We start from the raw sequence: 19,947 nt of genomic DNA on the forward strand, positions 1-19,947 counted from the left end.
ATTCCCGGAAGAACACCTTCATGGCCGCAGGCGCAGACCCCGCGGGTGCGCTTTGCCTGCTGATAGCAGTAGCCGCAAACGCCGCCGTCTGGCCAGCGCGCGACCGTTTGGTGGTGCTGGCCGCAGCGACTGCAGGGAACCGGCCAGCGGATCGGGTCCTCTGCTTTGCGTGGCCTACTCACCGTCTTCGGGAGCGACGAGGCGGACACGTCGTGCGATGGGGTTGCCTGGTTGGATGCCGAGGTCTTCACTGCGCTTCGGGGCGTTCGCTGTCGCCGCGGCGCGCATCTCCACGAATGGTTCGAACAGGTCGTTGGGTGTGCAGTCCAGGATGTCGCAGAGCGCCGCGAATGTCTTGGCCGGAATGCGCTCCGGCGTGGAGGTGACCAACCTGTAGACCTGGCTTTCGGAAAGGTTGATGCCACGGGATTTCAGGAGCGGCATCAGTTCGGTGGTCTTCCACAGGTTCTGCTTTGCCATCAGGGCTCGCAGGTTCCAGCGGTAGCCGATCCGGCGCTGTTCAGGCATCTGGGTCCTCCAAGTTCGCGATGCGGCGTGCAATCATCTGCTGCACGGATTTCTGCTTGAAGTCCGACGATACCGACGTGTAGAGCCCGGTGGTCGAGGCGTAGGAGTGCCCAACCTGAGTCTGCACGAAGGCCGCGTCATAGCCGGCTTCGATCAGGTGGGTCACATAGGAATGCCTGAGGCAATGCAGACCCAGCTCCTGGGGCAGACCGACGGCATCCCGCGCGGCTGCGAACGCATCCCCGAAAGAGCCCAGGGACATCCGGGCGCCACGCTCGCTCGGCCAAAGAGCCGAGGACCGTTCAGCGGTCGGAAACTGCTGCCGCAGCCCTCCGGATGTCCAGGTCTTGAGCTGGTCCACGACCCAGTCGAACTCCGGAACGGTCAACACTGTGCGCCGTCTGGGTCCTGAGCCTGCCGTGCCTTTAGCGAATCGAACCTGGAGGGCTCCGAACCGGCCGTAGTCACTGACGTGCGGGTTCGGGCCGAAGTCTTCCAGGTCCAGCATGGTCATTTCGCGGCGGCGAAGCCCGTAGGCGTAGCAGACCTTGAACGCCACCGAGTCGCGGAAAAGGGGCAGCCATCGTTTGCTGCCGGCGGCGTATTCCCGGTCGACAAGGTCATCGATGTAGTCGAATAGTCGCTGCAGTTCCGCCTTGGTGAAGGACCGCTTCTTCGCCGGGACGGCATCATCGGTGGTGTGCCGTGGCATGTTCCACTCGAAGCAGATCTGGCTCGGAATATCGCCGAAAGTCCGTTCGCAGAACTCGCCCCAGCCATAGCCAGGATGCGTCAAGTAAGAGCAGAACATCGCCACGGCGTTGCTGTACGAGCGCAACGTTTTCAGGCTGATTGGCTTGTCGCCCGAGCGCAGATCGGCCAGGAAATCATCGATATCGGCGGGACGCCATTGCCACGGAAATTCACCCGTGAAGCGCTGAAAACGCTCCAGCAGCTGGCCGCGCTGCTTGATGGTCTGAGTCGTGAGGCCGCGTGCCAGCATCTGCGCGCGCCAGCCATCGAGCATGGCAGTGAAAACCCGTTCATCAGCCCGGAACAGCCCAATGTCCGGATCCACCAGCATCCGCGGGACGAAACCCGGAACGGCATTACCCACCACGCCCCCTAAACCATGGAAACATGCATTAGATGCAGGAAACCTATAGCCATAAGCGATCCGAGGGCAAATTCAGTCGTTGGCGTGAGGAATGCGCGCGCCGGGCAAAGCCCGGCTGACCTGCGGAAACGCTGGATTCGTCATGGGGCGGGAGTTCTCGCAGCTGCTTCTACTCCCGTTGTTTTAACGCCGATAATCTACATTATGTAAAGTAAACGTTGATTACAGCACTCGCGCCCGTTTCATTCCTGACTGAACTTCCACCAACTCGGCCAACACCCCTGCGCAACGCAGGCAATCGTCCAGGTGCCGGCGAACTTTCTCCTGGGCGGCCTGGCGCACGGCATTTCGGACGTATTTACCGAAGTAGCGTGAAAAGTCCGTGCAGGGGTCCGCAGCTGATTCCTGCACGTGTTTTTGGAGGTACGCCTGCCGGAGACACTCCCGTGCGCGGATGAGCAATGACGACACAGCGTTTGGAGTCAGGTCCATGGCTTGTGCCGCTGCAGCCGGCTTCGAGTCTTCAACGTCCACGTGCCAAAGTACGGTCTGCCAGCGGGATGGAAGGGAACGGAAAGCCAGCATAAGGATCGTATTCTCGAAGTCTTTGAGCACAGGATCATCATCGATAACCACGACCTGACCCGCAACGCCTCTCACCGTCGTCGTTGCCCGTCCGACCTGCAGATTTCGGCGGTGCGACATTCGCCGAACGGTGGTCACGAGATAAGCCCTGAATGAGTCCACGGGTCCCCTGCCCGCCAGCAGGGATTCCAGGATCGATGCAAACGCCTCGGAGACCACGTCGTCGGCATCCATTGGATTATCCGATTCAGCCCGGGCAACATGGGTGGCAATGCCTTGGTACCGGCGGAAAAGTTCCTCGTAGGATCCAGAGTCGCCCCCACGCACGGAAGCGAGCAGGATTGTGTCACTCTCCCCCGCCGCCAACGAGTGTTGGCCCGCTCCCCTCCCCTGGTGACTTTGTGCAGGATTGGGAAGCACTTGTACTCGCTGAGCCGTCGACGAAGATTGGACGCGGCCGAACGGCCGGACGGGAGCAAGCATGGCTGCCTTCCGAAGTGCTTGAGCAATGACGCCTAGAATCTAGGCAGCAAGTGATTGGTCACACTCAAAACGCAGACAATTTGTTGGAAGTAGACGTTCCATGCAGGATTTCGACTTTGATGAACGGGACCTCAAACTCCTGCACGCCCTTCAAATCCGTCCCCGGGCACCATGGACGGCCTTGGCACCCGGGGTGGGTGCCGATGCAGTCACCTTGGCCCGACGCTGGAATTTTCTTTCTGCGGAAGGGCTGGCATGGGTAGCGACCTACCGTGGCATCGGTTCCAATGTCGCTTTTGCCCTGGTGGAAATTGAGTGCGCACCTGCCCACATGTCAGGCGTGACCGAAGAGCTTGACGCCGATCCGGACGTGCTCTCGATCGATCACACCGCAGGTGGCAGGGACATGGTCATCACCGTCGTGAGCCGCGATGAAGCTTCCCTCGCACGATTCGTTTTGGACCGCTTGCCAGCCATCAAAGGAATCCGCAGTACAAGAACGCATCCAGTCATCAATCTCCTGGCGGATGCGCGGAGTTGGCGGTTGCGCTCCCTGCAGGACCACGAGGTAAAACTCATAGAGCGCGAAGCACCTCAACCACGTGCGGCCGCGAAGGGCGCATCGGCAGATCTGGAAGAGCGGCTTTTTTGGATCCTTCGCGCTGATGGTCGAGCCTCGATAACTGAAATATCCCAAAAGTTGGGAATCAGCCCCCCGCGCGCGAAGAGCGCTTTGGATGCGGCCCTGGCCCAGGACCGGCTGGTGGTTCGTTTGGAAATCGCCCGTTCATTGTCCCCTTGGCCGGTCAACGTTTGGTATTTCCTCCGCGTACCAGCCACGCAGACGGAGGCAGTGGCGGGCCGGTTGGTGGGTCTCGGAGAAGTGCGTCTGGTAGCCACCACAGGCGGGCTGTATTCGATTGTGATGTCAGTCTGGCTGCGCCGTCTCGATGACATGACCATTCTCGAGCGGCAACTGGGTGAAAAGTTGCCCATGGTGGAAATCATGGACCGCTCGGTCGTACTGCGAACACCAAAGCATGTCGGCATCAGGCTGGATTCTTCCGGCCGCCGCATCATGTAAGGCCTTAATGGGAATGCCTCGTCCAACGCGTGTCGGACGAGGCATTCGCTTCTATTTTGCTCCGGGCTTGGTCTGCTACTGCCCCTGTTGCTCACCTGCAATATTGACCAACCAGGCGATGCCGAACTTGTCCACACACATCCCGAAGGTGTCGCCCCACGGTGCGCTTTCGAGCGGCATGGTGACGGTACCGCCGTCGGCGAGTTTGTCCCAGTAACCACGAAGTTCGGCTTCATCCTCGGACTGGCCGCTTAGCGACACCGAGATGTTGTTGCCCGGGTTGTAGTCCATGCTGTTCGGCGTGTCGGCAGCCATCAGCGTCAGGCCGTTGGGCGTTACCAGCATTGAGTGCATGACCTTCTCCGCTTCGGCGGGGTCTTCGCTTGCCTGATATTCGCCAAAAGTGCTGAGCGTCAGTTCGCCGCCGAAGACGGACTCGTAGAAGTTGATTGCGTCCCTGGCATTATCGCGGAACGAGATATATGGGTTGAGGCGGGTTGTCATTAGTCAGTTCTCCTCATGGTTGTAATAGGTGCGCACGTCACCGTGCGGTAATGCTGGCAGCGCCAAAGGCGCCTGTCCCCCGAACTTTCAGTCGCCGTCGTACGCCTTTTGCAGAACGTTGATGTCAAGCTTCCGCATCTTCAACATGGCTTCCATTGCCCGCTGGGAACCAGCCGGATCCGGACCATTCAACAGGCCCGGCATCCCAACAGGGACGATCTGCCACGACAAGCCAAACCTGTCCTTCAACCATCCGCATTGGCTTTCTTCTCCTCCTCCTTCCAAGAGCGCATTCCAGTAGCGGTCCACCTCGTCCTGCGAATCGCAGTTCACCACGAGGGAAACTGCCTCGTTGAAGGTGAAAGCTGGTCCCCCGTTCAGGGCCATGAACTGACGCCCTTCAATCTCAAAGTCGACCGTAAGAACGTCTCCGCCTGGACCCGGCATCGATGTCAGGATGGATGAATCATCAAATGTCGACGTGTAGAACTCCGCCGCCTCCGCCGCCCGGCCGTCAAACCACAAACAGGTGGAAATCTTCTGCATTCTGCAAGTCCTCCAGGATCGTGAGGAACCCCTTGTCCCCCGACTGAGGCTAGTCGCGTGGGTTCCACCACACAACGCCCCGCGTTGACTCATTGAAAACCTCCGCGTAGCCGGATACGTTGCCTCATTTGAAAACCTCCGCGTAGCGGCGTGGTTCGCAAGGGTGGCGGCGGTCGGGGGCTATGCCCGTTTTCATGGAGCTAACGATGGCCCAGCGGCAAGCTGTGACGAAGAAGAAAGCCCTCGCGTATAAGGGTGCTGATCGTGCCGGGAAGTCCCGGATCCTGAACGAACTGGTCGACCTGACCGGATGGCACCGCGACTACGCCCGGGCGGCCTTGCGGGATGCCCTGGTATTGAAGATCGTCAGGCCACGCCCGGGCAGGACCCCGGTGTACGGGCCTGATCTGCTGCCTGCCCTCATCAAATGCTGGGCCGTGCTGCGCGCCCCTGCCGGCAGGCTGCTGGCCCCGATGCTGCCTGTCCTGGTGCCGCTGCTGCGCCGGGACCGGGAGCTTGAACTGACCGATGGGCAGGCCGGTCTGCTGATCCGGATGAGCGCAGCGACCATCGACCGGAAACTCGCGGGCGAGCGGGCGAAACTTTTCCCGCGGGGACGGTCCCATACCAAGCCGGGCACGCTGCTCAAATCCCAGATCCCGGTCCGCACCTGGGCCGAATGGGATGACGCCGTCCCGGGGTTCGTGGAGATCGACCTGGTGGGCCACGAGGGAGGCAACAGCTTCGGCGAGTTCTGCTGCACCCTGACGGTGACGGACATCGCCACGGGCTGGACCGTGAACCGGTCGGTGCGGAACAAGGCCGCCAAATGGGTCTTCGAGGCGCTCGAACATGTCACTGCCGTGTTCCCGTTCCCCATCATCGGCATCGATTCAGACAACGGTTCCGAGTTCATCAACGAGCATCTGCTGGCCTACTGCCACGCGCACGAGATCACCTTCACCCGCTCCCGGCCCGGCAACAAAAACGACGGAGCCCACGTGGAGCAGAAGAACTGGGCCCGGGTCCGGGAACTGGTCGGCTACCTGCGCTACGACACCGCCGAGGAACTGGCCAAACTCAACGAGATCTGGGAGCTGGACCGTGTCTTCACCAACTACCTGCTGCCCCAGCAGAAACTACTCTCCAAGCAGCGGCACGGCGCGAAAGTCACCAAGAAACACGACGCCCCCGCCACACCCCACCAACGCGCGATCCGGCATGAACGGATGCACAAACGCCTGGTCATCCAGATGAACGCCGCCTTCAAAAGCATCAAGCCCGGAGCCCTCTCACGCCAGATCCTGGCGCTCACCGGACAGCTGGAAACACTGGCCCTGGCCAAGAAACCAGCACCCATCAAACCCGTAAACCGCGCCTGGAACCACTAGGCCTCCCGGAGGCACTTCACCGAGGCAACGAACCCACCCATCCGGAGGTTTTCAAATGAGGCAACGTATTACTCTTCCCGGAGGTATTGCAATGAGGCGACAGGCGCCCGACGGCGGTTGTCGCCGGATGCGTGATGCGCACCAGCCGGCGCGGCCGGCAGATCAAGCACGAGTTAGTCTCCTGCCGTCCTGATCCGGCTGACCAGGCCTACGGTATTGGCCTCGCTGTCCTCGATGAAGGCCATCCACTCCTCTGAATCGGCCGGTCCGAGGAGGTCATCCTCATGGGTGAAGATGATGTGCGGCTCCGAAATGATCTTCACACCCCTGCTCCTCATTGCCGCCACCGTGCCATGCAGGTCTCCAACCTCGAAATAGAGCAGGGATGATGGCGCTCCCTTCTCCAGCAGAAGCCGCACGCCACCGACGTCAAAGAAGAGGAGCCCGGGAGGGTCGTAGAAGGCCTTGGGATCGGCGCCCAGCAGTGCAGCGTAGAAGGCCGCCGCGCGCTTCAGGTCCTCGGCGTGCTGGGCTACTTGAACGAATCGCATGATCTCCTCCAGTAAGTGGGGTGCGTCCTTGTTCCTGTCAGTCATCGTGGACGCAGCAGAAACCAAGCGCAAGAGAGAACCTGCGGCCCGTCAACTTCGCGCCAGCACTTCCACCCGGATAATGTCAGAACATGCCATCATCGCCCAGATCCTGGATCCCTGCTGCCGCCGCCGACCTCGTATTGATTCTTGTCTTCGCCGCAATTGGCCGGGATGCCCACGCCCGGGGCGACATCGTCACGGGTGCCTTTGTCACAGCCTGGCCCTTCCTCGCCGGTGCCGGCGTTGCCTGGCTGGTCGCAAGGGTTTGGCGTGCGCCCTATGCCCTCTGGCCTTCCGGCGTTTCTGTCTGGATCGGTGCCGTAGTGATCGGCATGCTGCTCAGGGCGGTAACCGGCCAGACGGTGGTGTTGCCCTTTGTCATCGTGGCACTAATCAGCCTGGGTGTTTTCCTGCTCGGCTACCGCGCCATTCTCGCGCTAATTCTGCGTGCGTCACGAAAGCGCCACTCCAAGGCCTGAAAAGGTTCCCCGGCTTCTCCCATGTACTAGGCTGAAGTGCGTCCGCAATGAAGCTTTTCCGGAAAGGCCCCACGTGATCACCGCTTTCGTCCTGATCAAGACCGACGCTTCGCGCATTCCGGAAACCGCCGAGCAGATTTCGGCCATCCAAGGCATCAGTGAGGTCTATTCCGTCACTGGAGAATGGGACCTGATCGCTGTAGCCAGAGTGTCCAAGCATGAAGACCTCGCGGACGTCATTGCTGACCGCCTGTCGAAGGTGGATTCAGTGGTCCACACCACTACGCACATAGCGTTCCGTGCGTACTCGCAGCACGATCTCGACGCCGCCTTTGCCTTGGGATTCGAATAGGGCCAAGAACCCCTGGACTAGCCCTTGGAGGCCTGGCTAAGGGCAATCCACTTGGTCAGGACACCGGCGGCCTTACCTGAATCAACGGAGTCGGCTGCCAGTGTGAAGGCAGCCCGCATCCGATCCAAAAGGTCACCGTCGGCGTTCAGATCAACGGACACCAAGCCAGCGGCGGCATTCAAGAGGACAGCATCACGCACAGGACCTGTCTTGCCGTCAAGGACCTCACGCACAACCACTGCATTTGCAGCGGCGTCCCCGCCCCGCAGATCCGCAACGGTGGACGGTTCGATACCGAGCTCAGCGGGTGAGAAGACCTGTTCAGTGACAGTTCCGTTCCTAATCTCCCAGACGGTCGATGGGCCTGTGGGCGTCAATTCGTCCAGCCCATCGTCACCGCGGAACACGAGGCCGCGGCTGCCGCGACGGGCAAGGACTCCCGCTACCAGAGGAGCCATCCGGTCGTTGGCGACGCCGACTGCCGAGGCCTGGACATGAGCAGGATTGGTCATGGGGCCGAGAAAATTGAAGGCCGTGGGCACTGCCAGCTCCCGCCGGGGTACCGCAGTATGACGGAACGAGGGATGGAAAACCTGCGCAAAGCAGAATGTGATTCCCGCCTCCTCCGCATTCCGGGCAACCTGCTCAATGGAAAGGTCCAGGCGGACACCCAGGGCTTCCAATACATCAGCAGAGCCGGACGTAGACGACGCCGCCCGGTTTCCGTGCTTGACGACTTTCGCGCCCGCACCGGCCGCAACAAGGGCTGCCATGGTTGAGATGTTGACGGTGTTGAGCCTGTCCCCGCCCGTGCCCACGATGTCCAGCTTTTCACCGGAGATCTGTATCGGGTTGGCATTCTGGAGCATCGCCTCCACAAGACCGGCCAGTTCTTCCACTGTTTCGCCCTTAGCGCGAAGGGCAACCAGGAAACCCGCGATCTGGGCAGGAGTCGCTTCGCCGGCCATGATCGTGTTCATGGCCCACTCAGTGTTGCCCACTGAAAGGTCGTCGCCGTTGATCAGTGCTGAGATGAGCCCTGGCCAGGTATTGCTGGCTGCAGGTGCCGATGCCGGAGAAGTCACCCCCTGATGCTATCGACCGGGCTACGTCGATGACCAATGTGAACCTGACCGGGAACTTTTCCGCGCGATTTCGCGTCTTTGTAGAAAAAGTCTCCCGAATCGGTGGTTTGCATTGGGAACTCTGGACTTTTACAGACATAATGTCCTTGTGACATCTGCGACCCATGCCCCCAGTACCCCGGCGCACCCGACGCTGAACCGCCCCAATCTGGTTTCTGTTGGAACCGTTGTTTGGCTGTCCAGTGAGTTGATGTTCTTCGCCGGTCTCTTTGCCATGTACTTCACCCTGCGTTCCACATCGGGACTGATGTGGGCCGAGGAGTCGGCCAAGCTCAACTTCCCGTTTGCGCTCGTCAACACGATCGTCCTCGTGGCCAGTTCCTTTACTTGCCAGATGGGCGTCTTCGCCGCTGAGCGGCTTGAACCGCGCCGCACCGGCGGACGCCTGCAGTTCACCCGCTGGGGCATGAGCGAATGGTTCGTTCTCACCTTCATCATGGGTGCCTTCTTCGTGGCCGGACAGACAACGGAGTACGCCATGCTCGTCTCCGAGCACGTTTCCCTGTCATCCAATGCCTACGGTTCCGCCTTCTACATGACCACAGGCTTCCACGGCCTGCACGTCATCGGCGGTTTGATCGCGTTCCTGTTCATTATTGGCCGCGCGTTTGCCGCCAAGAAGTTTGGGCACTTTGAAGCGACATCAGCGATCGTCACCTCGTACTACTGGCACTTCGTTGACGTCGTCTGGATTGGCCTCTTCCTGGTCATCTACGTCCTGAAGTAGCCCGGCTTTGACTCTTTTTCTACAAGAGGCAGAATTTCAAGAAGCGGCTCGCGGAGCCGACGCAGGATCGAATAAAGGAACCACCACGTGAAGGCACTCTCGCAGAAGCGACGTCACCCACTGGCAGCCATTGCGCTGCTGCTGATGGGCCTCCTCCTCACTGGTGGGCTGTACGCCGTTGCCACATCTGTCAACCAGGCCAAGGCCGACACCACCAGCTACAGCGCAAGTGACGTAGAACAAGGCGGCAAATTGTTTGCTGCCAACTGCGCCACCTGCCACGGCATGGGTGCAAGCGGAACCAAGGACGGCCCCTCGCTGGTCGGCGTGGGTGCCGCAGCAGTTGACTTCCAGGTTGGCACCGGCCGTATGCCCATGCAGATGAACGGCCCCCAGGCGCAGAAGAAGCCCGTCCAGTTCAACGAGGAGCAGACCAGCCAACTGGCCGCTTACGTTGCATCGCTCGGCGCAGGCCCTGCGATTCCGGAAGAGCACCTCCTTGACGAAAAGGGAGATGCAGCCAATGGTGGCGAGCTCTTCCGAGTCAACTGCGCCATGTGCCATAACGCTGCAGCAGCCGGTGGCGCCCTGACGCGCGGCAAGTTCGCTCCGGCGCTGGCCGATGTCACTGGAAAGCACATCTACGAAGCCATGGCCACAGGCCCGCAGAACATGCCTGTGTTCAACGACTCGAACGTCTCCCCCGAAGGTAAGCGCGACATCATCACCTTCCTCAAGACCATCGAAGCCAACGGCTCGCCGGGCGGTGCCGATCTCGGCTCCCTTGGCCCCGTATCAGAGGGTCTCTTCGTCTGGATTGCCGGCTTGGGCGTCATCATCGCCTTCACCATCTGGCTGACGTCACGCACGTCATAGTCCGGACGAGACAACAAACTTCTGCTGCATGGTCAGCAGTTTCGAACTGAAAATTAACTCGGCTCAGGCCGAGACAACGAGAGAAGGATGAGGCGAATTATGGGCAACCATAGTGACGGCAGTCCGAACCACTCGGGCACCGTAGCTACGGCTGGTCAGAATGAGGTGGAGAAGTTCCAGGATCCTGGACTTCCTCCGCATCGTTTGCGCCTGGCTGACACGGACCCGGTAGCCGCAAAGCGAGCCGAACGTCAGGTAGCCATTTTGTTTGGCACCTCCGTCATTGGCACGCTGATCTTCCTGGTGGCGTACTTCGCCATCGATCTGGGCGACGATTCGACGATTGCAAACATCCGTACCCAGAACCTGCTCCTGGGCCTGGGTACGGCGTTCGCAATGCTCGGCATCGGCACTGGTATCGTGCACTGGGCCAAGGCCCTGATGCCCGATCACGAAGTGTCGGAGGAGCGCCACGCTATCCGTCATGAGGAAGATCGCCAGGCTGCAGTGCGTATCGTCGACGACATCGTCGAGGAAACCGGCATTAAGCGCCGCCCGCTGATCCGCAACACCCTTCTTGGTGCCGTTGCCCTTGCTCCGCTCCCTGCCCTCGCCATTTTCGGCGACTTGGGACCGCGTCCGGATGACAAGCTCGCACACACCATGTGGGCTCCTGAAGGTGGCAAGCTCAAGCGACTTACCCGCGACCCCGATGGCACTCCCATCAAGGCTTCGGATGTCACCATCGGTTCGGCCTTCCACGTCATTCCCGAGGGCCTCAACGAACTTCACGAGGGCAAGCTGAACGAAAAGGCCAAGGCCGTCGTTCTGCTGATGCGTTTGGATCCGAACTCGCTGAACCCTTCCGAGGGCCGCGAGGACTGGAGCTACAACGGCATTGTTGCTTACTCCAAGATCTGCACGCACGTTGGTTGCCCCGTTGCTCTTTACGAGCAGCAGACCCACCACCTGCTGTGCCCGTGCCACCAGTCCACGTTCGACCTCACGCAGGAATGCAAGGTCATCTTTGGACCGGCCAGCCGTCCGCTCCCCCAGCTGCCCATCGCAGTTGACGCAGAAGGCTACCTCGTCGCTACCAGCGACTTCAAAGAACCTGTAGGACCGAGTTACTGGGAGCGTGACGAGCATGAGCGCCTCATCAACAGCTGAAGCCCCCTTCGTAGCGAAGACCAAAGTTGGCCGTTTCACTGACTTCGTAGACGAGCGTGTAGGCGGTTCCGGCATCCTGCGCGAGTTCGGCCGGAAGGTGTTTCCTGACCACTGGTCATTCATGTTCGGTGAGGTGGCGCTGTACTCCTTCGTCATCCTGCTGATGTCGGGTACGTTCCTGACCTTCTTCTTCGACCCCTCGATGGCTGAAACCCACTACCAGGGTTCCTACACGCCGTTGTACAACGTCGAAATGTCGGTGGCCTACAGCTCATCGCTGAACATCTCCTTCGATGTCCGCGGTGGCCTCTTCATGCGTCAGGTGCACCACTGGGCGGCACTGCTGTTCGTGGCATCCCTTGGTGTCCACATGCTGCGTGTGTTCTTCACTGGCGCGTTCCGCAAGCCCCGTGAAATGAACTGGGTAGTGGGCGGCGTCCTGCTGATTCTGGCCATGGCTGCCGGCTTCACTGGCTACTCCCTCCCCGATGACCTCCTTTCCGGCAACGGTCTGCGCATCATCGATGGCGTTATCAAGTCCATTCCGGTCATTGGTACCTACATCTCGTTCTTCCTCTTCGGTGGAGAATTCCCGGGCACAGCGATCATTGGTCGTCTGTATGTGCTTCACATCCTTCTGGTCCCGGCACTGATTCTGCTGATGATCGTGATTCACCTGTTCATGGTTGTCGTGCACAAGCACACTCAGTACCCCGGCCCTGGGCGCAATGACGGCAACGTCGTCGGCTACCCCCTCGGCCCGGTTTACGCTGCCAAGGCCGGCGGGTTCTTCTTCATCGTCTTCGGTGTGCTGGCCCTCATGGCAGCTGCCTTTACGATCAACCCGATCTGGAACTACGGTCCCTACGACCCCTCACCGGTTTCCGCAGGTACCCAGCCTGACTGGTACATCGGATTCGTTGACGGTGCACTTCGCCTCATGCCTGGTGTCGTCAACAACTTCCACTTTGAGTACATCGTCTTCGGACACACGCTGACCCTGAACGTCCTGCTCCCGGCACTCGTGCCTGCCGGCATCATCTTCACCGTGCTGTTCATGTACCCGTGGATTGAACGCTGGGTCACCAAGGACAACCGCGAGCACCACGTCCTTGATCGTCCCCGCAACGCACCTACCCGTACCGCGATCGGTGTTGCCGGTTTCACCTGGTACTGCGTCATGTGGGCTGCGGCAGGTTCGGACCTCATCGCCACGCATTTCCACGTATCCCTGAACGATGTCACGTACTGGCTGCGCACACTGTTCTTTATCGGCCCGGTTCTCGCTTTCATCGTGACCAAGCGAATCGCACTGGCACTGCAGCGCAAGGACCGCGAGATCGCCCTCCACGGGCGTGAGACCGGCCGCATCGTACGGCTCCCCCACGGTGAGTTCATCGAAGTACACGCTCCCCTGGACGAGTACAAGCGCTACAAGCTCGTTGGATTCGAATCTCCGGTTCCGTTGCCGGCGACGCCGAACGAGCACGGGGTGGTAACCCGCAAGGAAAAGCGCCGTGCAGCACTCTCCAAGTGGTTCTTCGAAGACCGTGTTGCTCCGGCAACTCCGGCGGAACTCGAAGCAGCCCACGCGCATGGCCACCACGAGGCCATCGAAGCTGGCGAGGACCAGAAGAGCCTCAGCCACTAGTTACGGCTTGAAAACAGGGAAGGGCACGATCCATAAGGATCGTGCCCTTCCCTGTTGTTTTTGCAGTGTGTGATGGACCCGATACGGACCGCTCCCGGCTCTATTGGGTTCGGTAACCGGAGGAGTAGTTGCGTGTGGGCCGGACCCCTGGCCGCTGCAGCGGAATCCAAAGCTTGTAGCGGTCGGCCCGGTAGTAGGAAACGGAGTAGTCCACCATTGCCCGGGCCACGAAGGCATGGCGCTGGATCTTTAACAGGGGTGAGCCCACGTCCACGTTCAACAACCTCGCCGTTGAAGGGGATGCCGCCGTGGCCTCAATCATGTCCTCGCCCCATTCCATGACGAGGCCGTAGCGTTCGCTGAGCACGTTGTAGAGCGAAGTGGGGGGCGCCTCATCCAACAGCCCCGGGACGCGGTGTGCCGGAATGAAGTTCTCGTCGACGCTCATGGGTTCGTTGTCGGCCAACAGCAACCGCCGGAAACGGACCAACGGCGTGCCTTCCTCAAGCTGAAGCTCCCGCGCCAGAAAAGCACTGGCGGCAATCTGTTCAAAGCTCAACACCTTTGCAGCCGGAACCATCCCTCGTCGTTGCATCTCCTCGCTGTATGAGGTCAGCTTCACCTGGAGATCGAGTTTGGGCTTCTTAACGAACGTACCGAGTCCCACCACCCGCTCAATGACTTCCTCACCCACCAAGGCATCAATGGCTTGCCGTACGGTCATCCTCGCAAGACCGAATCGTAGGGAAAGGTCCCGCTCAGACGGCAGCGACGAGCCTGGCGGACATGACTGGGCTATGAAACTCCTCAGTATCTCCCGGAGCTGGATGTAAATGGGGGTGCTGCTGGTCCGGTCAATTTCACCGGCGATACTCGTGGCTTCAGGCATGACGAGCTCCCAACATCAAATAGGTCATGCCTTAAGGGTAGATCAGCCAGGGCACAGGTCTAGACCAGCCGCACTGAGCGATATGGAGAGCTGGCCCGCGGGCGGCTACGCTTGTATGGATCAAATTTCACGGACGGCTATTCCGTCTTAGCAAAGGAGCTGGCTTGCCGCAGCAGAAATCCTTCGTCGCAGCAGAAATTGGCTTGCATGCTCGAGCAGCAGCGGTATTTGTCCGGGCAGTAACCGAGACAGGCCTGCCCGTAACAATACGGAAGCAGGATGGCCTTCCGGTCGACGCCCGCTCGCTCCTTGAAGTCATGACAGAAGACTTTGGCCATGGCTGCGAGGTACTCCTTGAGGTGGCCGTGGAGGCCCTCCAGGACGATCAAACTGTTTCCGAAGCCGACAATGCCCTCGTAGGCCTTTCTGCCGTTCTGGAGGGCACTCAGGCCCGTTGACGCCCCAAACACGAGAACGGGCCCCACCAAAAGGTGGGGCCCGTTCTCGTTATGTTGTTGTGCCGTTAGTGTGCGTGGTCGCCACGGCTGTATTCGAACACCCAGCCGACCAGTGCCACAACGGCAAGGCCACCAGCGATGAAGGTGATCCAGAAGCCCACGGCAAGGCCCAGGAAGCCGCTTGCGCACGCAATGCCAAGAACCAGCGGCCACCAGCTCCACGGGCTGAAGTGCCCCTGCTCGCCCGCGCCCTCGTGGATTTCAGCATCCGGGCGGTCTTCCGGACGCATGCCGATCCGCTTGCCGGTGAAGCCCAAGTAGGCGCCGATCATGCCTACGAGACCGCCAACGAGGAGAATGCCCAGAACGCCGACCCACTCATGCCATTCCGTCAGGAGGCCGTAGGCGATGGCGACGGGGACGAAGAAGAATGCTCCTGCTCCAAAGAGCCACGATTCGATTTTCACTTGCGAACGTCCTTCTGGTCAGCGTTGCCCAGCAGCACTGCTGCGGGGTCCGGGGACTGGGCGGTGTGGACCTGGGCCAACTCAGGGTGGTGCAGGTCCAGTGCCGGGCGCTCCGAACGGATACGGGGCAGCGACGTGAAGTTGTGGCGCGGCGGCGGGCAGGAAGTCGCCCATTCAAGCGACGCTCCAAAGCCCCAGGGGTCGTCAACTTCAACCTTCTTGTTGCTGCGCCACGTGATGTAGACATTCCAGAAGAACGGCAGCAGCGAAGCACCCAGGACGAAGGACGAAATAGTGGAGAACTGGTTCATCCAGGTGAAGTTGTCCTGCGGCATGTAGTCGGCGTAACGGCGGGGCATGCCTTCAACACCCAACCAGTGCTGGATAAGGAAGGTGCCGTGGAAGCCAAGGAAGAGAAGCCAGAAGTGAATCTTACCCAGGCGCTCGTTCAGCATCTTGCCGGTCCACTTCGGCCACCAGAAGTAGAAGCCGGCGAACATGGCGAACACCACCGTACCGAAGACCACGTAGTGGAAGTGGGCCACCACGAAGTAGGAGTCCGAGACGTGGAAGTCCAGTGGCGGCGACGCAAGGATGATACCCGTGAGGCCACCGAAGAGGAAGGTCACCAGGAAGCCGATACTCCAGAGCATCGGAGTCTCGAAGGTGATGGAGCCCTGCCAGAGGGTACCGATCCAGTTGAAGAACTTCACGCCGGTAGGCACGGCGATCAGCATGGTCATGAAGGCGAAGAACGGAAGGAGCACGGAACCGGTCACGTACATGTGGTGTGCCCAGACAGTGACGGACAGTGCGGCAATTGCGATGGTTGCGTATACAAGACCCTTGTAACCAAAGATCGGCTTCCGGCTGAACACCGGGAAGATCTCGGAGACAATGCCGAAGAACGGCAGGGCGATGATGTACACCTCGGGGTGGCCGAAGAACCAGAAGAGGTGCTGCCAGAGGACGGCGCCGCCGTTTTCGGGGTCGAAGATGTGAGCACCAAATTTGCGGTCGGCACCGAGGGCGAACAGGGCAGCGGCCAGCGGCGGGAACGCCATAAGGACGAGGATGGACGTCACGAGGGCATTCCAGGTGAAGATCGGCATGCGCCACATGGTCATGCCGGGGGCGCGCATGCAGATGATCGTGGTGATGAAGTTCACTGCACCAAGGATGGTGCCGAAGCCGGACAGTGCAAGGCCAAAGACCCATAGGTCACCGCCGACGCCGGGCGTAAAGGTGGTGTTCGACAGTGGCGCATACGCGAACCAGCCGAACGATGCAGCACCCTGCGGCGTGATGAATCCGGACACTGCAATGGTGGAGCCGAAGAGGAAGAACCAGAAGGCCAACGCGTTCAATCGCGGGAAGGCGACGTCGGGAGCGCCAATCTGCAGGGGCATGATGACATTCGTGAAGCCCGCAAACAGCGGCGTCGCGAACATCAGCAGCATCACGGTGCCGTGCATCGTGAACATCTGGTTGTACTGTTCCTTGGTCTGCAGGATCTGCATGCCAGGTTCGAACAGTTCAGCACGGATCAGCAGCGCCATGACGCCACCGAGGCAGAAGAACACGAAGGACGCAATGAGGTACATGTACCCGATGGTCTTGTGGTCCGTGGAGGTGATCCAGTTGACGACTATGCGTCCCTTGGATTTAGGAACTACGGGAGCCTCGAGGGTCCCGGCGGATTGAGTGTAAGTAGCCACGTCGCTCCCCTTACTTGGTTTCGGTCAGGTCCGGGTTGCGGTCGTATTCCGCACCGAGCAGGCCCGTGTTGCCGTCCTGGCGAAGCTTGTCCATGTGGGCCTGGAATTCAGACTCGGAGACAACCTTGACCCGGAAGAGCATTTCGGAGTGGTATTCACCGCAGAGTTCGGCGCACTTGCCATCGAAGGTGCCCTCTTTGGTGGGGGTGAACCTGATGTAGTTGGTCTTGCCAGGGATCATGTCCCGCTTCTGAAGGAAGGCCGGAACCCAGAAAGAGTGGATGACATCGCGGGAGTTCAGCTCCAGGTCAACCGACTTGCCAACGGGCAAGTACAGCGTGGGGAGCAGTTCCTTGTTGACTTCGTTGCCGGTCAGGTGGGCTTGAACGCCGGCCTCGTGGAGGTCTTCGTTGATGACCTCGCCCTTTTTGTAGTTGAAGTCCCAGGCCCACTGCTTGCCGCGGACGTCAACGACGACGTCTGCCGGCTGTGAGCGGTCATCGATCGCGCGCTGGTCCTGGTCGGTGAAGTAGAAGAACACCAGCACCATGAACAGCGGAATAGTCAAATAGAAGACCTCAAGCGGCAGGTTGTAGCTGAGCTGCTTCGGGAATCCCGTGGTGCCCTTACGGCGGCGGTAAGCGATGATGCACCAGACCAGAAGGCCCCACGTGATGATACCGACTGCCAAGGCGGCGATCCATGAGTTGACCCAGAGGTCCATGATCCGGTCAGTGTGGTTGGTCGTGCCGCGCTCAGTTGGCAGCCAACCCTTCTCTACCTCTGGTGAACATCCGGTCAAAACCAACGCGCCGGCTAGTGCCAAGCCAGTGATCGAGGTGATCTTTATGCGTCGGCTGCCGGTTCGGTTCTGCGAACTCACAGACGGCCCTTCCTCTTGTTGCTGTCTCCCGGCAGGCCAAAGGCCACCGGGCACACTAAAAGTTTTACTACCCGATGTAGAGCTTACCGCTATGAAGCGGTTTTCGCGCACATGTCGGCGCCGTGGCTCCGAATGCGTTGGAACGCATACAGAGGGGCGCCGACATGCGGCGATAGCTCACGTCAGTGGAACGAGTCGCCGCAAGCGCAAGACCCGCCGGCGTTCGGGTTATCAATGGTGAAGCCCTGCTTCGAGATGGTGTCCTCGAAGTCAATGCTTGCCCCACTCAGGTAGGGCACGCTCATCTTGTCCACTACCACCTCGACGCCGTCGTAGTCGCGGACGGCATCGCCGTCGAGAAGGCGCTCGTCGAAGTAGAGCTGGTAGATCAAGCCCGAGCAGCCACCCGGCTGGACTGCAACGCGCAGACGCAGATCGGTGCGCCCTTCCTGTTCGAGGAGGCTACGGACCTTGCCTGCTGCGACATCGGTCAGATTGACCTCGTGCGTGGGAAGCTCCTCGTCGGGGACGAGCTGTGCTCCGGTGCTGTTTTCGTTGGTTGCAGTGCTCATTGGCCTACCTTCTTATGACGCTCCTGGCGGCGGCGCCGGAACGCAGCCTGCCCTTACCCAATTACGTACGGGTTATAGCTCCATGCTACGTCGCGCAGACGCTGAGCTATAACTTCTGACGTAACCACGGACCGCATTCACTTGTTCCCGGCCTGCCCCGCCACCCATAAACGACACCCTGTAACGCCATTGCGCTGCTCAGCCATCAAGGCCTTCGGCGTTAAGCCGCGCCAGCATCAGCGACTCGGCCAGCACAGCATTACGGAAATCGCCGATGTGCAGCGATTCGTTGGCACTGTGGGCGCGGGAATCCGGATCTTCTACGCCTGTCACCAGAATCTGGACGTCGGGATACATCTCGGTCAGGTCGGCGATGAACGGGATGGAACCGCCGATTCCCATTTCCACTGGTTGGACTCCCCAGGCTTCCCCCAAGGCCCAGAGTGCCACCCTGGCAGCTGCCGACGAGGTATCGGTCGAAAAGGCATTGCCGCTCTCCCCCGGCGTGAATGTTACTTCGACGCCAAATGGTGCGTGGGACTCAACATGGCTCTTCAAAGCCTCCATAGCGGCGTCGGGATCCTGTCCGGGAGCCAGGCGCATGCTGAATTTGGCGCGGGCTGAGGGAATGAGCGTATTGGAGGCAACGGCAACGGCAGGAACATCCATGCCGATGATGGACAACGCCGGCTTGGTCCACAAACGCGAACCGATCGTCCCGCTGCCGGCGAGTTTGACGCCGTCGAGCACTGAGGCGTCGGCGCGGTATTCGGCCTCCGTCAGGTCAACCGCTACGTTGTCATTTCCAACGAGCCCGGCCACAGCGACATTACCTTCGTGGTCGTGGAGGGTCGCGATGAGGCGGGACAGCAGGGTCGGAGCGTCCAGCACCGGGCCACCGTACATTCCCGAATGCACCGCATGTTCCAGCACACGGACTTCGAACGTGCCATCCACGAGCCCACGCAGGCTGGTGGTCAAGGCAGGAATGCCGACCTTCCAATTGCTGGAGTCCGCCACGACGATTACATCGGACCGGAGAAGCTCGCGATGTTCCTCAAGGAATGTCCTGAAGGTGGGCGAGCCCGCTTCTTCCTCGCCTTCAAAGAAGAGCGTCACGCCGAGGCCAAACTCATCCCCCAGGACCTTTGTCGCAGCCGCGTAAGCAGCCAGATGGGCCATGACGCCGGCTTTATCGTCAGCCGCGCCGCGACCATAGAGCCGGCCTGCCCGCTCCTCCGCGATGAAAGGCTCGGAAGCCCAAAGCGCCCGATCGCCTGGCGGCTGGACGTCATGGTGCGCGTACAAGAGAATCGTGGGCTTGCCCTCGCCGGCCGGACGGCGGGCGACGACGGCGGGACCCCCGGGCGTCCCGTCCGGTTTGTCGCAGCGCAGAATTCGTACGTCATCCATTCCCGTTGCCCTTACCAAGGAGGCGACAGCTTCGGCGCTGCGATCCAGTTCGGCGGGTTCGAAGCTTGGCCACGCGATTCCCGGGATACCGACAAGGTCCTTCAGGGCGCCAAGAGTCGCGCTGAATGACTCATCGACTGCTTTGGCCAAAGCGGCCACGACTTCGGAGCGGATGGTCTCGTTCGACGACGGGCGCTCAGTGCTGTGGCCGGAGTTCCGTCGCTGATTCTGCGGGATCTCCGCATGTTCTGATGTCATGCCCAAACTTTACAGCTGACTTCGGGAAGGCAAAGGAAGGCGCGGTGGGCTGCCAGGC

The 19,947-nt window shown here is 60.4% G+C and carries 22 protein-coding genes; 9 read left to right on the forward strand and 13 right to left on the reverse strand.

Going from position 1 to position 19,947, the window contains the following annotated elements; translation table 11 throughout:
- Nucleotides 1-174: 174 nt before the first annotated feature.
- The 3 genes from J2Y41_RS14950 to J2Y41_RS14960 form a co-directional block, all read right to left on the reverse strand.
- Nucleotides 175-528 carry a helix-turn-helix transcriptional regulator gene (locus J2Y41_RS14950; RefSeq protein WP_309929647.1) on the reverse strand — a complete coding sequence of 118 codons (354 nt, stop codon included), beginning with the start codon at nucleotides 526-528 and terminating at the stop codon, nucleotides 175-177.
- Entirely contained in the window at nucleotides 521-1,645 is a 1,125-nt protein-coding gene (locus J2Y41_RS14955; protein WP_309929649.1) for a tyrosine-type recombinase/integrase, read from the reverse strand. Before J2Y41_RS14955 ends, J2Y41_RS14950 begins: the two co-directional genes overlap by 8 nt.
- A 222-nt stretch (nucleotides 1,646-1,867) precedes the next feature.
- Nucleotides 1,868-2,713, reverse strand: a complete 846-nt coding sequence (locus J2Y41_RS14960) for a sigma-70 family RNA polymerase sigma factor (RefSeq protein ID WP_309929651.1) — start codon at nucleotides 2,711-2,713, stop codon at nucleotides 1,868-1,870.
- Between the two features lie 100 nt (nucleotides 2,714-2,813).
- Between J2Y41_RS14960 and J2Y41_RS14965 the strand changes: the two genes are divergently transcribed.
- Nucleotides 2,814-3,797: an Lrp/AsnC family transcriptional regulator gene (locus J2Y41_RS14965; protein WP_309929653.1), complete on the forward strand. Its 984-nt coding sequence runs from the start codon at nucleotides 2,814-2,816 to the stop codon at nucleotides 3,795-3,797.
- A gap of 75 nt (nucleotides 3,798-3,872) precedes the next feature.
- On the opposite strand, the gene J2Y41_RS14970 is transcribed toward J2Y41_RS14965, so the two are convergent.
- Both J2Y41_RS14970 and J2Y41_RS14975 read right to left on the reverse strand, forming a co-directional pair.
- A complete protein-coding gene (locus J2Y41_RS14970) occupies nucleotides 3,873-4,301 on the reverse strand; it encodes a VOC family protein (RefSeq protein ID WP_224090433.1) in 429 nt (142 codons plus the stop codon).
- 87 nt (nucleotides 4,302-4,388) lie between these two features.
- Nucleotides 4,389-4,847 carry a VOC family protein gene (locus tag J2Y41_RS14975; protein ID WP_309929657.1) on the reverse strand — a complete coding sequence of 153 codons (459 nt, stop codon included), beginning with the start codon at nucleotides 4,845-4,847 and terminating at the stop codon, nucleotides 4,389-4,391.
- A gap of 206 nt (nucleotides 4,848-5,053) precedes the next feature.
- Here J2Y41_RS14975 and J2Y41_RS14980 point away from each other — a divergent pair, with 206 nt between their 5' ends.
- Nucleotides 5,054-6,238 carry a transposase family protein gene (locus J2Y41_RS14980; protein WP_309929659.1) on the forward strand — a complete coding sequence of 395 codons (1,185 nt, stop codon included), beginning with the start codon at nucleotides 5,054-5,056 and terminating at the stop codon, nucleotides 6,236-6,238.
- A gap of 173 nt (nucleotides 6,239-6,411) precedes the next feature.
- Here J2Y41_RS14980 and J2Y41_RS14985 read toward each other — a convergent pair whose 3' ends face one another.
- A complete protein-coding gene (locus J2Y41_RS14985) occupies nucleotides 6,412-6,789 on the reverse strand; it encodes a VOC family protein (protein WP_309929905.1) in 378 nt (125 codons plus the stop codon).
- A 131-nt stretch (nucleotides 6,790-6,920) separates the two neighbouring features.
- Between J2Y41_RS14985 and J2Y41_RS14990 the strand changes: the two genes are divergently transcribed.
- Both J2Y41_RS14990 and J2Y41_RS14995 read left to right on the forward strand, forming a co-directional pair.
- Nucleotides 6,921-7,310, forward strand: a complete 390-nt coding sequence (locus J2Y41_RS14990; protein WP_309929661.1) for a DUF3054 domain-containing protein — start codon at nucleotides 6,921-6,923, stop codon at nucleotides 7,308-7,310.
- A 73-nt stretch (nucleotides 7,311-7,383) separates the two neighbouring features.
- Complete coding sequence (locus J2Y41_RS14995) at nucleotides 7,384-7,662, forward strand: Lrp/AsnC family transcriptional regulator (protein ID WP_223932953.1); 279 nt, start codon at nucleotides 7,384-7,386, stop codon at nucleotides 7,660-7,662.
- Between the two features lie 17 nt (nucleotides 7,663-7,679).
- Here J2Y41_RS14995 and trpD read toward each other — a convergent pair whose 3' ends face one another.
- A complete protein-coding gene (trpD, locus tag J2Y41_RS15000; protein ID WP_309929664.1) occupies nucleotides 7,680-8,747 on the reverse strand; it encodes an anthranilate phosphoribosyltransferase in 1,068 nt (355 codons plus the stop codon).
- Nucleotides 8,748-8,895: 148 nt separating this feature from the next.
- Here trpD and J2Y41_RS15005 point away from each other — a divergent pair, with 148 nt between their 5' ends.
- The 4 genes from J2Y41_RS15005 (at nucleotide 8,896) to J2Y41_RS15020 (ending at nucleotide 13,231) form a co-directional block, all read left to right on the forward strand.
- Nucleotides 8,896-9,534, forward strand: coding sequence for a heme-copper oxidase subunit III (locus tag J2Y41_RS15005; RefSeq protein WP_309929666.1), 639 nt, complete (start codon nucleotides 8,896-8,898; stop codon nucleotides 9,532-9,534).
- Nucleotides 9,535-9,621: 87 nt separating this feature from the next.
- Complete coding sequence (locus tag J2Y41_RS15010) at nucleotides 9,622-10,410, forward strand: c-type cytochrome (RefSeq protein ID WP_224090444.1); 789 nt, start codon at nucleotides 9,622-9,624, stop codon at nucleotides 10,408-10,410.
- Between the two features lie 99 nt (nucleotides 10,411-10,509).
- A complete protein-coding gene (locus J2Y41_RS15015; protein ID WP_224090445.1) occupies nucleotides 10,510-11,580 on the forward strand; it encodes a ubiquinol-cytochrome c reductase iron-sulfur subunit in 1,071 nt (356 codons plus the stop codon).
- Nucleotides 11,558-13,231: a cytochrome bc complex cytochrome b subunit gene (locus tag J2Y41_RS15020; RefSeq protein ID WP_224164438.1), complete on the forward strand. Its 1,674-nt coding sequence runs from the start codon at nucleotides 11,558-11,560 to the stop codon at nucleotides 13,229-13,231. Before J2Y41_RS15015 ends, J2Y41_RS15020 begins: the two co-directional genes overlap by 23 nt.
- A 100-nt stretch (nucleotides 13,232-13,331) precedes the next feature.
- Here J2Y41_RS15020 and J2Y41_RS15025 read toward each other — a convergent pair whose 3' ends face one another.
- Complete coding sequence (locus tag J2Y41_RS15025; protein WP_224090447.1) at nucleotides 13,332-14,120, reverse strand: GntR family transcriptional regulator; 789 nt, start codon at nucleotides 14,118-14,120, stop codon at nucleotides 13,332-13,334.
- Between the two features lie 164 nt (nucleotides 14,121-14,284).
- Here J2Y41_RS15025 and J2Y41_RS15030 point away from each other — a divergent pair, with 164 nt between their 5' ends.
- Entirely contained in the window at nucleotides 14,285-14,578 is a 294-nt protein-coding gene (locus tag J2Y41_RS15030; RefSeq protein ID WP_224090448.1) for an HPr family phosphocarrier protein, read from the forward strand.
- Between the two features lie 65 nt (nucleotides 14,579-14,643).
- Here J2Y41_RS15030 and J2Y41_RS15035 read toward each other — a convergent pair whose 3' ends face one another.
- From J2Y41_RS15035 to J2Y41_RS15055, 5 genes are all read right to left on the reverse strand, one after another.
- Nucleotides 14,644-15,045, reverse strand: coding sequence for a cytochrome c oxidase subunit 4 (locus J2Y41_RS15035; RefSeq protein ID WP_224090450.1), 402 nt, complete (start codon nucleotides 15,043-15,045; stop codon nucleotides 14,644-14,646).
- Nucleotides 15,042-16,763 carry a cytochrome c oxidase subunit I gene (gene ctaD, locus J2Y41_RS15040; RefSeq protein WP_216925611.1) on the reverse strand — a complete coding sequence of 574 codons (1,722 nt, stop codon included), beginning with the start codon at nucleotides 16,761-16,763 and terminating at the stop codon, nucleotides 15,042-15,044. The genes J2Y41_RS15035 and ctaD overlap by 4 nt, the downstream gene beginning before the upstream one ends.
- A gap of 10 nt (nucleotides 16,764-16,773) precedes the next feature.
- Nucleotides 16,774-17,646 carry a cytochrome c oxidase subunit II gene (gene coxB / locus J2Y41_RS15045; protein ID WP_224090452.1) on the reverse strand — a complete coding sequence of 291 codons (873 nt, stop codon included), beginning with the start codon at nucleotides 17,644-17,646 and terminating at the stop codon, nucleotides 16,774-16,776.
- A 182-nt stretch (nucleotides 17,647-17,828) separates the two neighbouring features.
- Nucleotides 17,829-18,218 (reverse strand): iron-sulfur cluster assembly accessory protein, encoded by a 390-nt coding sequence (locus J2Y41_RS15050; protein ID WP_216925609.1) that lies wholly within the window; start codon nucleotides 18,216-18,218, stop codon nucleotides 17,829-17,831.
- Nucleotides 18,219-18,416: 198 nt separating this feature from the next.
- On the reverse strand, nucleotides 18,417-19,889 hold the full coding sequence (locus J2Y41_RS15055; RefSeq protein WP_309929676.1) for a dipeptidase: 1,473 nt from the start codon (nucleotides 19,887-19,889) through the stop codon (nucleotides 18,417-18,419).
- Between the last annotated feature and the right edge of the window lie 58 nt (nucleotides 19,890-19,947).

This window comes from Arthrobacter sp. 1088, assembly GCF_031455315.1.
Lineage (GTDB): Bacteria > Actinomycetota > Actinomycetes > Actinomycetales > Micrococcaceae > Arthrobacter.